The following is a 12,557-nucleotide window of genomic DNA, read 5'->3' on the forward strand; positions in this document are numbered from 1 at the left end:
TTTGGCAAGGTAACGTTGCTCAGTTCAACGAGTCTTCAACCTACCTCATGGGTTGGTTCCGCGATTACCTGTGGGCAAACTCAGCCCAGTTGATCAACGGTTATAACCCATACGGTACCAATAACCTCGCTGTTTGGGCTTGGATGTTCCTATTCGGACACCTAGTTTGGGCAACTGGCTTCATGTTCTTGATCTCTTGGAGAGGTTACTGGCAAGAGTTGATTGAAACTCTTGTTTGGGCACATGAGCGTACACCATTGGCAAACCTTGTCCGTTGGAAAGACAAACCAGTTGCTCTTTCAATCGTTCAAGCTCGTTTGGTTGGTCTAACCCACTTTACTGTTGGTTATGTCCTTACCTACGCCGCTTTCGTCATTGCCTCTACGGCGGGTAAGTTCGGTTAATGACGCTAGTAGTTTGATAGGTATATAATCACAATCCCCTACCTGATGGTGGGGGATTTTTTGTAGGGTTGGCTTTTAAAATTAAGAAAGAAACCAGGAACATTTTGCGGCAGGGCTTAGCCGCTTAAAGCTTTATCCCACTCCAACTGATGAGCTAAACCATACTTGATAAAATCTTGTTCTTTAGCTTTATCACTCTTCCCAAAAACACCTAAGCTGTAGGGATTTTCTTCCATACGTTGTGTAACTAGCTCTTGTTCAAATTGTATTAATTCTTCTCTGGGTTTATCAGGTTTAAAAAAATCTACCACTAAAACAGTTCTGTCAAAATTTGTGTAATTATGCGGACAGTGTGGATAACTGTGATCTAGAATCATGAACTGTCCTTCATGCCAATAAAGCTTCTCATGACATATTTTCATAGCCACATCGCCCTCTGGGACAATTAGTCCTAGATAACCACGATTCATATGAGGGTTATAATTCACATGCATCTTGATATCCAATCCTGGATGGAATGTTCCAAAATACACATTTCTGAGGCTACCCTCATCACTTAAGTTAACTTTTTCTATTACCTTAGCTAAATTCGGAAAATATTCCTCTCTTACTGCAAGAGCTTTTTGTGATGCATCATTTGCCGTGTAGTCAGGATATTGTATTTGATGCAATTGAATATACTCTTCAATAAAGATACCTTGAAATAAAACACCAAAGGCACTATATTTTGAATTTCCCTTAGTTTTTATCGTTTTACTTTTAGGCCCTAAAACGTCGTAAGCAAATTGTAATTCTTCTTTGGAGCCATAGTTGATAAAATGTGTAAATTCATCTCTAATTACTTGCCAGTTATCTTGAAAATTTTTGAGAAAAGGGAATTCCTTTGGATCAATATGATACTCATTAAAAGTTTCCATTAATTTTGTCTCCTAAAAATGGTTGAATAAAGAATGTTACATTTTTTGGGTTTTATACTGGATGGGTTCCCTAAATGAGAATGTGTAGTGCGTCTAGTGTAGCAAACATTATTAACAGAGCAACATGCAAAGCATCAAGCCTCAAAGCTCGGCAACCTTGTTATCGAGGTTAACCCAAAATATTCATCTCAGGAATGTCCAGAATGCGACCACATTAGTTCCGGTAACCGAGAAAAAGAAAAGTTTATTTGCGAACAGTGCGGTTATTCCGACGATGCAGATACCAACGGTGCCGTAGTCTGCGCGCACCGTGGTAAACTTCTTCTTGGAATTGATTCTCTACGGGTGGTCAGCCCGAAAGTTACGCTTAAGGATGCGGTTGAAATTCCGCGCTCATCCTCTCCGTTGGGAAAGGAGCCTAAGAACCCTGCTGAATCAACGGTTAAGCAACGCCAATTGTTGTTACTGAAAGTCAAAAGCACTCCCTCTAAGTCGAAGCCACGGGCCAAGCCTAAAAGAAGAGCGCCTGATATACACAATTGTCTCTGCTTGATAGCTTTGATTGGGATGCTGAGGTTCGGTCAACTAGCTAAGACCCCTCAGAATCCGTGTCCATACCCCGCAGGGGTTGGGCACGGTAGTTCAATCTAATGTGAGGTTTAGTGTGTCTGAAGCTTCCGTATTAGATAAAATTATCAAAAATGTGCAGGTAGTTCGACCCAATCATGATGCTATCGAACTACTTGATTTAGGTATTAAAGATGGGAAATTTGCTGAAATTGCTCCTAATATTATCCCAGACAAAGGTAGAGAGGTATTAGATGGGCAAAACCTGCTGGGTTTTCCTGGTGTTGTGGATGCCCATATGCACATCGGTATCTATCAAAGCCTTGACAAAGATGCGGTGGCTGAAACCAAAGCAGCTGCAATGGGTGGAGTTACAACAAGCCTTAATTATATCCGTACAGGACAATATTATTTAAATAAAGGCGGTTCCTACCGAGATTTCTTTCCAGAAGTATTGGCATTATCTGCAGGTAATTTTTTTGTTGATTATAGTTATCACGTTGCGCCTATAGCTAGCCAGCATATTGAAGAAATACCTCTACTGTTTGAAGAATTTGGTGTATCTTCGTTTAAAATCTTTATGTTTTATGGCGGTTATGGGTTGCATGGTTTGTCAGACCACCAAAACCTCTTTTTGATGATTAATAAAGAAGAACGTTACGACTTCGCTCATTTTGAATTTATTATGCGCGGTATAACTTGCTTAATGCAAGAACACCCAGAATCGCAAGAAATAATTAGCTTAAGTTTACATTGCGAAGTTGCAGAAATTCTCAACGCATATACAAAAATAATTGAAAATGACTCCAGCCTTAGCGGACTTCACGCTTACAGTGCAGCACGTCCACCTCATTCTGAAGGACTAGCAATTTGCATTGCTTCTTATTTAGCACACGAGACTAACTGTGCGAATATCAACTTACTGCATCTGAGTTCGCGCAAAGCAATGGAAGCAGCTTTGACTATGCAAACGGCTTTTCCTCATATCAATTTTCGGCGCGAAGTTACCCTCGGACATTTACTATTAGATGCTGATACTCCTGCGGGTAGTTGGGCAAAAGTAAACCCTCCTATTCGCTCCCGTGCTGACGTAGAATATTTGTGGCAAGCAGTGCTTAATCATCAGGTAGATTGGATAGTGAGTGACCACGCTTGCTGTTCGGCAGAACAAAAAAGAAGTGCTAAAGATCCGAATAATATTTGGTTGGCAAAGTCTGGTTTTGGTGGTACGGAATATTTACTTTCTGGTGTCTTCAGCGAAGGTAGTAAGCGGGGAATGTCCTACAACCACATGGCTAAGTTGCTATCTTGGAACCCGTCGCGGCGCTTTGGTTTGTTACAAAAAGGGGATATTGCCATTGGCTATGATGCTGATTTGGTACTGCTAGATCCAAAGGTTTCCTTTGTGGTACGTGCTGCAGAGTCAGAGTCTCAACAAGGTTACACACCTTTTGAAGGGCTCGAGTTAAGCGGAAGGGTGAAAAGTACCTTTTTACGTGGAAATCTTATATACGATAATGGACAGGTTTTAGGTTCACCGACTGGACGTTATCTGAAAAGAAGGTAATCTCTCATTCTGACATTGATCTCCAAGACAGAAAGAATACATGCACTCTCACCAATGGAGTAGCGTATGTATTCTGTCAAAGAAAACGTAATCCCTTATCCAATTCTCAAGATATACAAATATATTGAGGAACTTGTGAGGACAAAAAACTTAATGATCTAGTGCCATTGGGCTGCGACATTGATTGAAAGTTCAACAGCAAGCGATTAGCAAATTGTTTAATAACCATGTAATTGAAGCTCAATGACCATCTATTTCTACTCAACGATTGATCAATACGGCGCATTCTCTAACTTTTCTAGACACGGAATTAAACTCGATGATCTGTGGTGGGCAACAACAGAACATTACTTTCAAGCACAAAAATTTGAGGACGCTCTTTACCGAGAGAAGATCCGCAATGCTCCCTCTGCCAAAGAAGCTGCAAATTTAGGACGTAGCAGAAAATTGCCGATCCGTGCAGATTGGGAGCAAATTAAAGATGATGTGATGTACCGAGCAGTGCTGAAGAAATTCGAGACGCACAATGATATCCGAGAGTTATTACTTTCAACTGGTGAGGAAGAAATAGTAGAGAACGCACCTGGAGATTACTACTGGGGCTGTGGTAAAGATGGCACAGGACTAAACAAACTGGGTAAAATTTTGCAACAGGTGCGATCTGTGCTTCGAAACATTTACAGTGCTTAGATCATGAACAAGTGTAGTCAAATTTGTCTAAGTTCCGCTAATGATTTTGTAAAACCATTAGCAATTTTTCCAGTTCTGAGATTGAATATACATTAGATATAACTGTGTAGGGAACACTTTGTTTTTCAGGAGTTATGATAAAGATAACACCATTATCAATTTCGTAATCAATCGCGAGATTAAGCTTTTTGGCTAACTCGAACCAATGTAGAAAATTCTGATTGATCGCTGGTTTTAATTGTAATTCTCCTTGTGCATTCACCAAGTACGCTGCGCCAATATAACCTGTATTGTTATATAAAAGTTGATGTATATATCGGTCTAGCTCCTGTTCCTCTTGGAACTGGGGACGATAAAAATCTTTGATTTTCTCTTCTACTCCTAATTCCTTGAGACGATGATGTAGTGCTTTTTTGTGGCCTTTAAAATAGGCCTCTCGTGCTATGGTATCTTGTAAAAAATCAACGAGTATAGATATCGGCACACCCTTATAGGTTAGGGTTGGATAGGCGCTCCAGAACCAGATAAATGTTATTAGGAGAATAATTGCTACACCTCCAACAGCAATAGAGAAGCCTTTTTTTTGATTTATAGCACGTGCATTCTGTTGTTTAATCTTCATAATTTAGTCTTTACTTTGAGAATTCCTTTTCCGCGTTCATTAAAAACACTTGTAAAGAAAATTTACCCAAAAGTATAGCTAATCAGGAGAAGAAATGTTTTTGGGCTTCACGCCTTAATTTATAAGCTTTGGCTCGATCTTTATAAGCCTCAGTGTAGTTGGGGTCAAGTTTGAGGGCTTGGTTGTAGTCCGCGATCGCGCGCTCATAATCTTTCTTGTCGTAGTAAACTAGCCCCCGATTGTAATAAGTTCTAGCATAGTGAGGATTAAGTATAAGAGCTTCGTTGTAATCAGCGATCGCACGCTCATAATCTTTCTTGTGGTAGTATGCTAATCCTCGGTTATTGTAAGCATAAACATAGTCGGGATTAAGTATGAGGGCTTGGTTGTAGTCGGCGATCGCACGCTCATAATCTTTCTGATCGTAGTAAGCTAGCCCTCGGTTATAATAAGCATAACTATCGCTAGGATCAAGTGTAAGGGTTTGGTTATAGTCCGCGATCGCGCGATCGTAATCTTTCTTGTCATGGTAAACTAGCCCTCGGTTGTAGTAAGCCGTGGCGTAATTAGGATTAAGTTTAAGAGCTTGGTTGTAGTAAGCAATGGCACGCTCATAATCTTTCTTGTTATAGTAATCTAGCCCTCGGTTGTTGTAAGCTTCCGGGGTAGTTAGTACAGGGATTGGTACAAACGTGGTCAGCCTAGGACTGGGTTGAGTCAGTTGCGTCGGTTGAATTGGTTGCGTTGGACGAGTCCGTTGAATTGGTTGAATAGGGCGATCTGCTTGAATTGGTTGAACCGGTTGAATAGAGCGAGTTGGTTGAACTGGTTGAATAGAGCGAGTCGGTTGAATTGGTTGAACTGGTTGAATTGGTTGAACTGGTTGAATTGGTTGGCTTGCTTCAGTGGGAACACTAGTCTTGTGTGGGAGAAGTTTCCACAATGCGTATCCCCCTAACACAACTAAACCAGCTACTAGTAATATCTTTTTGAACAAACCTTGTTGTTTTGCTACAGCAATAGGAGGAGATGGCAACGACTGTGTCGATGAAGGGACTGGAGGGCTTACGGAAGAAGGAGACGATAATGCCTGAACAGGCCCTAACATAGGGCGTAAAGGCTGTATATTGGCTGTAGTAATTAGTGCTTCCAAAGCCTCTGTGGCTGACTGGTAACGCATGCTGAAGTGGTCGCGCACCATTCGATCTATAACCTCAGCTAAGCTATCATTCACTTGTGCAGAACCTCGCCAAGTGATTTCTCCTGTTTTAGAATTTTCTTTTATTTCATGAGGCGTTAACCCAGTCAAGGCTTGAATAGCTATTATTCCTACTGCATAAATATCACTACATAATCTAGGTCTACCGGTTGCTTGTTCGCTTGGCATATAACCAGGAGAACCAATAGCAATAGTTAAGCTTGTTTGTCCTTGGGCATTTATTTCTAAAGCCTCAATTTCCTTAACTGCTCCAAAATCAATTAGTATAATCTTGCCATCTAGATGTCGCCGCATTAGATTTTGCGGTTTAATATCCCGATGGATAACATTATGTTGATGGACAACACTCAAGACTTCTAAAATGTCCTTCAACAATTTAAAAACCACATTCTCACTTTTGGGGACACCAGGAATAATTTCTTTAGTTAAATCATGACCCTCAATAAATTCCTGAACTAAATAAAATTCTCCATTATCCTCAAAGTGTGCGAGAAGCTTCGGGATTTGGCTACACGCGTTACCTAATCGATACAGAACTTTTGCTTCCCTGTCGAATAAGTTTTTGGCAACTGGCAAAATTGCTGCACTAGGATCTTTGGGCTTGAGGTGTTTAACAATACACTTAGGCTTGGGGTTAACTGGTATATGTAAATCAAGAGCTAGGTAGGTGTCACCAAATCCACCGCTTCCAACTTGTTGAATAATCTCGTAGCGATTGTGAAGCGTTTTGCCAATCATGTACCCATCCTACCTACGCTAATTGTCGTCAAGTCAAGGATCATGATACGAATTACTTGAGGCTTGCTTGCCTGATTTTTGAGATCGTGATCTTCTAGATCGGTGTACTCCCTTTCAGGCGATTTTACTGTCAACTGCTTCATTAATTCAGTTGATAGTTTTATAGGCATCTGATTTTATGAAACTCATTGACTTATTTTAGAACAACCTTATGACTAAATATATTTTGGCATTCGACCAAGGCACTACCAGCTCCCGCTCTATTATATTTGACCACGATGGCCAAATCCTAACCATTGCTCAGAAGGAATTTCAACAAATCTTTCCGCGATCAGGCTGGGTAGAACATGATGCTGATGAAATTTGGTCTTCCCAAATTGGTGTTGCTAATGAAGCTTTAGCTCGCATTGGTATCAAAGCTAGAGATATTGCTGCTATTGGCATTACCAATCAACGAGAAACCACGATTCTTTGGGATCGAAAAACAGGCAAGCCAATTCATAATGCGATCGTTTGGCAAGATCGCCGCACAGCTGCTTACTGCGATGAACTTAAGGCAGCTGGGTATGAGACAACATTCCAGAAAAAAACGGGGTTGGTGATCGATGCTTACTTTAGCGGCACTAAACTCAAGTGGTTGCTTGATAATGTGCCCTCGGCTCGCGAAAAAGCCGAGCGTGGAGAACTAGCATTTGGAACCGTGGATAGCTGGTTGATTTGGAAACTAACTGAGGGGGAACTCCACATCACAGATGTGACTAATGCTAGTAGGACATTGTTGTTTAATATTCACACCCAGCAGTGGGACGATGAATTATTGTCCATTCTGGATATTCCCCCTTCTGTTCTTCCCCAAGTGCGTAGTTCATCAGAGGTATACGCTTATACGTCTGAAGGTCTTCTAGGTAGCCGCATTCCCATTGCTGGAATTGCCGGAGATCAGCAGGCTGCAACTTTTGGGCAGGCATCGTTGCAATGTGGCATGGCCAAAAATACTTATGGTACAGGCTGCTTTATGCTACTGAATACAGGTAATAAGCCGATGCAATCTCATCACAAGCTGCTAACCACGATCGCGTGGAGCATAAATGGACGAACCGATTATGCACTAGAAGGCAGCGTATTTGTTGCCGGAGCAGTTGTACAATGGTTACGTGACGGACTCGGAATTATTAAGTACAGCGCGGATGTTGAACCGTTAGCGTGCAGTGTTCCTGATAATGGTGGTGTGTATTTTGTACCCGCCTTCGTTGGTTTGGGCGCACCTTATTGGGACAGTTACGCTCGTGGCACGATTGTCGGTTTAAGTCGCGGCTCAACCAGTGCCCATATAGCCCGTGCAGCGCTAGAAAGTATTGCCTATCAAACATTTGACGTAATCGATGCAATGGGTCAAGATTCTCAACTTGATTTGTCAGAACTGCGAGTAGATGGTGGTGCCTCCCGCAACGATCTGCTAATGCAGTTCCAGGCTGATATTTTGGGTGTGCCCGTTGTTCGTCCAAAAATCACTGAAACTACTGCCTTGGGAGCTGCTTATCTAGCAGGGCTAGCTGTTGGCTACTGGGAAAGCAAAGCGGAAATTGTGGAGCAGTGGCGCGTTGATAAACGGTTTGAGCCAACAATGAGCGCTGATCATAGACAAACACTACTAAACTCCTGGCGGCAGGCGATCGCCCAGACACGGCATCGGTAGAAAGTAGGGAGCAGGGGCTTCTTTTGGTTTAAGCGAAAGTTCCGGTAAAGTTCTGATGAAGTTACTTATCATGGTATAATCTGCGTAAAGATTCAGATATTAGCCTATGAACTTTGAGGAAGCGTTGGAAGTTGCTGATGAAGTAATGTTCCTAAATGCAGGAAGAAGGCTGAATAAAGTAGAAATCGCTATCCTCAAAGGCTCTTGGGAAAATTTGACTTACGAGCAAATCGCTTCAACAGCCAGCTACTCAGTACCATATGTAAAACGGCATGTTGGTCCTCAACTGTGGAAGTTGCTTGCTGAAGCACTGGGCGAGAGGGTTAGCAAAAGCAACTTTCGTTCTGCTTTAGAACGTCGATGGCGGACATACAGGAAGGTAGAGTGTGCGGGGATAACTCTAGAAAATTCAATCCAAAATTCAAAATCTAGATCCCCTCTTTCCCCCTTTAGCAACAAGAGACTAAAGAAGAGCACATTTTGGGGAGAACCAATCGATGTCTCTATGTTCTATGGGCGCACAGCAGAACTTAACAGACTAAAGCAATGGCTGATAAAGGATCGTTGCCGATTGGTAGCACTGTTGGGAATGGGGGGAATTGGGAAAACAAGTCTGGCTGCTAAGCTCGCGCAACAAGTACACGGTGAGTTCGACTACTTTATATGGCGATCGCTCTACAATCCTCCACCACTTTTTGAACTTTTGGCTAACCTAATTGAGGTTTTATCTGCAGAACAGGTTATAGATTTTGATATACCAGACACTATAGACGGCAGAATTTATCAACTGATAGATTATTTGCGCTCTTCAAGGTGTCTTATTATCCTCGATAATGCTGAAACAATTCTGCAAAGCGGTACTATTGTTGGAAGCTATCGAGAAGGCTATGAGGAATGTGCGCAACTTCTTAGACTAGTAGGAGAAGTTGCGCATACTAGCACTGTAGTGCTAACTTCACGAGAAAAACCTAAAGAAGTAGCGCTTCTTGAAGGAAAAGCACTACCAGTTCGTTCGTTACACCTGAATGGTTTAAAGGTGGTAGATGGGCAAAAAATCTTTGAAAGTAAAGAGTTACGTCCTTCCGAGTCAGAATTGATATCAATAGTTGAACGCTATGCAGGTAATGCCTTAGCCTTGAAGATAGTTTCCACAACAATTTTAGATGTTTTCCATGGTAATACTTCTGAGTTTCTTAAACAGAATGTGGCTGTGTTAGGCGATATTCGCCAAGTTTTAACCCAACAGTTCTCGCGGTTATCAAACTTAGAAAAAGAAATAATGTGTTGGCTAGCAATTAACCGTGAGCCAGTTTCAATATCTGAATTACAGGATGATATCTTATTACCAATATTACCACAACAATTATTGGAAGCTCTGGAATCTTTGATAAGACGCTCCCTGGTGGAAAAAAGCTCTGCATTATTTACATTACAACCAGTAGTTATGGAGTATATAACTCATCAATTAGTACAAAAGGCTTGGTTAGAAATTACTAATCACAATCTTGTTGTATTCAAGAAATATGCTTTAATAAAAGCAATAGCAAAAGACTATATTAAAGATATTCAAATTCGTTTTATTCTTAAACCAATTATAGATGGTTTATTAAAGAGTTTTGGTAGTTGTAAAAACCTAGAAAATCAACTAAGTCAAGTTTTGGCAACCCTGCAAGAGAAATTTCCGCAACAACCGAGTTATGCACCAGGAAACATCCTGAATATTCTTTGTTATTTGAAGACAGATCTGAGTAAATATGATTTTTCAAATCTCACTATTTGGCAAGCAGACTTGCGTAATGTAAATTTGCATAATGTAAGTTTTGCTCACGCTAATGTAGCTAAGTCAGTCTTTACTGAAACTTTCCGTGGTATTTTGACCTTAGCATTTAGCCCCAATCAACAATTCTTGGCTGAGGGGGATATAAATGCTGAGATTCGCTTGTACCAATTGAGTGACTGGATACAGTTAAATATCTTTAAAGGTCATACTGATTGGGTAACATCTATTGCCTTTAGTCCTGATAGTAGTATTCTTGCTAGTGGTAGTGAAGACCAAACAATCAAGCTTTGGGATGTCATAACTAGTGAATGTCTCGATACTTTGCAGGGACATGAAAAGGGAATATGGTCACTTGCTTTTAGTTCAAATGGACAAATGCTGGTTAGCGCTAGTGATGACAAGACGATCAAGATATGGGATGTCAACACTCGGCAGTGCCTAAAGACTTTCTCAGGACATGAAAATATGGTCAGAGGAGTTGTTTTTAGTGCTGACAATACAATGTTAGCTAGTGCTAGTGTGGACAAAACACTGAAGCTGTGGGATGTGAGTACTGAGCAATGCTTGAGAACTTTGCAGGGACACGATGAAGCGATTTGGTCTGCTGCTATTAGTCCAGATGGACGCACGCTTGCTAGCGCTAGTGGGGACCAAACGGTGAAGTTATGGGATGTTGACACTGGTGAATGTTTGAGAACCTTGCAAGGTCACTTTGGCTGGGTAATATCAGTTGCATTCAGTCCTGATGGGCAAGCTTTAGCAACTGGTAGTTGGGATCAGACGGTAAAGCTATGGAATGTCACTAACGGTGAGTGTCTCAAGACTTTACCAGGACATAGTAATATGGTTCGAGCAGTTGAATTCAGCCCTCAAGGTAATATTCTTGCCAGTGGTAGTGATGACCAATCTTTAAGACTATGGGATGTGAATACTGGTCAATGTATAAAGAATATACAAGGGTATACCACTAGGATCTGGTCAGTTGTCTCTAGTCCTGAAGGTAATATCTTGGCTAGTAGCAGTAATAAAAACGTGAAACTGTGGGACATCAACACTGGTCAAAACTTGCAAACTTTTGTGGGGCATAGTCATGAGATTACATCATTAGTCTTCAGTCCAGATGGTCAAACGCTAGCAAGTGCCAGTAAAGACAAAACGGTAAAGATATGGGATGTTAAAACTGGTAAATGCCTGAGAACGTTGCAGGGACATACAAAGTGTGTTTGGTCGGTTGCTTTTAGTCCAGATGGTCTAACTTTAGCTAGTGGTAGCCATGACTATACGCTCAGGTTATGGGATGTTTCAAATGGTAAGTGCTTGAGAACTTTACATGAAGAAAATCATGGAGTTTTATCAGTGGCTTTTAGTCCAGATGGTCTAAGTCTAGCTAGCAGCGGTGATGACCATACAGTTAAGTTATGGCATGTCTCGAATGGTAAATGCTTAAGAACTTTGGAAGGACATACGGGTTGGGTTTGGGCGATCGCTTTCAGTCCTGACGGACAAATTTTAAGTAGTGGTAGTGGAGATTATACAGTCAAGCTATGGGATGTTTTCAATGGTAAGTGCTTGAGAACTTTGGAAGGACATACAGGTTGGGTTTGTGCGATCGCCTTTAGTTGTGATGGACAAATCTTAAGTAGTGGTAGTATGGATCAAACAGTAAAGCTATGGGATGTCTCCGTTGGTAAGTGCCTTAAAACTTTACAGGGTCATAGTCAAACAGTTTTATCAGTCACCTTTAATCCCAGTGGAGAGACTTTAATTAGTAGTAGTGAAGATGAAACCCTTAGAATTTGGGATGTCTCAACAGGTGAGCATATAAAAATGCTAAGAAGCAAAAGACTTTACGAGGGTATGAATATCACCAAGGTTACCGGGTTGACTGAGGCAACAATTACTACTCTCAAAACTTTAGGGGCGATTGAATCTGAACTGAACATGAGTCAACTAAATCAGCCATTCCTCCCCCGTTGAATTCGGTACTCCGAATCAACGGCGGGAGGAATGGCGAGGAGAATTTGTTGCGTCCTCCAACTGCATCTTTAACGCAGTTAAAGGAAGGAGGAGGATAGCGACAAATTGTCCTAACTCAAGAGCGGGAAACACATAACTTAGAACTCCTTTGAAGTAGGCGAACATTTCTAGGATCGAACTGACCCAATCTCGACCAATTATGGTCGTAGATGGCAATATTTTTGGTTTTGGCAGTACTGGTGAAACCACCAACCCAACCGCGCACAATTCCACTTTTTTGAGAAACCTCGACATAATCACCAGAGCGGAACCCAAAGGGTGTAACCGTTCCACCTTGCCGCTTAAGAATCCCGCCCTTACTATAATTTTCTTGGTGCAGT

At 41.5% G+C, this 12,557-nt stretch carries 7 protein-coding genes and 3 pseudogenes; 6 read left to right on the plus strand and 4 right to left on the minus strand.

Annotated elements, in window-relative coordinates; genetic code table 11:
• Positions 1–404: pseudogene (gene psaB, locus G4P69_RS32805) on the plus strand (photosystem I core protein PsaB); the annotation flags it as partial.
• 116 nt (positions 405–520) lie between these two features.
• Here the strand turns inward: psaB and G4P69_RS32810 are convergent.
• The gene (locus G4P69_RS32810) at positions 521–1,321 is read right to left on the minus strand and encodes an aspartyl/asparaginyl beta-hydroxylase domain-containing protein (protein WP_208340973.1); all 801 of its coding nucleotides are present in this window, start codon (positions 1,319–1,321) and stop codon (positions 521–523) included.
• Positions 1,322–1,459: 138 nt separating this feature from the next.
• Here G4P69_RS32810 and G4P69_RS32815 point away from each other — a divergent pair.
• The 3 genes and pseudogenes from G4P69_RS32815 to G4P69_RS32825 form a co-directional block, all read left to right on the plus strand.
• Positions 1,460–1,972, plus strand: a pseudogene (locus G4P69_RS32815) (zinc ribbon domain-containing protein); the annotation flags it as partial.
• 13 nt (positions 1,973–1,985) lie between these two features.
• A complete protein-coding gene (locus G4P69_RS32820; protein WP_208340979.1) occupies positions 1,986–3,455 on the plus strand; it encodes an amidohydrolase family protein in 1,470 nt (489 codons plus the stop codon).
• Positions 3,456–3,698: 243 nt separating this feature from the next.
• Positions 3,699–4,145, plus strand: coding sequence for an NADAR family protein (locus G4P69_RS32825; RefSeq protein ID WP_208340981.1), 447 nt, complete (start codon positions 3,699–3,701; stop codon positions 4,143–4,145).
• Between the two features lie 37 nt (positions 4,146–4,182).
• Here the strand turns inward: G4P69_RS32825 and G4P69_RS32830 are convergent, their stop codons facing one another.
• Positions 4,183–4,767, minus strand: coding sequence for a hypothetical protein (locus G4P69_RS32830; protein WP_208340984.1), 585 nt, complete (start codon positions 4,765–4,767; stop codon positions 4,183–4,185).
• 82 nt (positions 4,768–4,849) lie between these two features.
• Positions 4,850–6,724: a tetratricopeptide repeat protein gene (locus G4P69_RS32835; RefSeq protein ID WP_208340986.1), complete on the minus strand. Its 1,875-nt coding sequence runs from the start codon at positions 6,722–6,724 to the stop codon at positions 4,850–4,852.
• A gap of 211 nt (positions 6,725–6,935) precedes the next feature.
• Between G4P69_RS32835 and glpK the strand changes: the two genes are divergently transcribed.
• Both glpK and G4P69_RS32845 read left to right on the plus strand, forming a co-directional pair.
• Positions 6,936–8,420: a glycerol kinase GlpK gene (glpK, locus tag G4P69_RS32840; RefSeq protein WP_208340990.1), complete on the plus strand. Its 1,485-nt coding sequence runs from the start codon at positions 6,936–6,938 to the stop codon at positions 8,418–8,420.
• A gap of 106 nt (positions 8,421–8,526) precedes the next feature.
• On the plus strand, positions 8,527–12,177 hold the full coding sequence (locus G4P69_RS32845; RefSeq protein ID WP_243902308.1) for a WD40 domain-containing protein: 3,651 nt from the start codon (positions 8,527–8,529) through the stop codon (positions 12,175–12,177).
• 115 nt (positions 12,178–12,292) lie between these two features.
• On the opposite strand, the pseudogene G4P69_RS32850 reads toward G4P69_RS32845, so the two are convergent.
• Positions 12,293–12,557 (minus strand): annotated as a pseudogene (locus tag G4P69_RS32850) (RRXRR domain-containing protein); the annotation flags it as partial.

Source organism: Aetokthonos hydrillicola CCALA 1050 (genome assembly GCF_017591665.1).
GTDB lineage: Bacteria > Cyanobacteriota > Cyanobacteriia > Cyanobacteriales > Nostocaceae > Aetokthonos > Aetokthonos hydrillicola.

Excerpts from the sequence above, each read along its gene's own strand:
- glpK (WP_208340990.1), top strand. The coding sequence starts at position 6,936 with ATGACTAAATATATTTTGGCATTCGACCAAGGCACTACCAGCTCCCGC.
- G4P69_RS32830 (WP_208340984.1), bottom strand. The coding sequence starts at position 4,767 with ATGAAGATTAAACAACAGAATGCACGTGCTATAAATCAAAAAAAAGGC.
- G4P69_RS32845 (WP_243902308.1), top strand. The coding sequence starts at position 8,527 with ATGAACTTTGAGGAAGCGTTGGAAGTTGCTGATGAAGTAATGTTCCTA.
- G4P69_RS32810 (WP_208340973.1), bottom strand. The coding sequence starts at position 1,321 with ATGGAAACTTTTAATGAGTATCATATTGATCCAAAGGAATTCCCTTTT.
- G4P69_RS32835 (WP_208340986.1), bottom strand. The coding sequence starts at position 6,724 with ATGATTGGCAAAACGCTTCACAATCGCTACGAGATTATTCAACAAGTT.
- G4P69_RS32825 (WP_208340981.1), top strand. The coding sequence starts at position 3,699 with ATGACCATCTATTTCTACTCAACGATTGATCAATACGGCGCATTCTCT.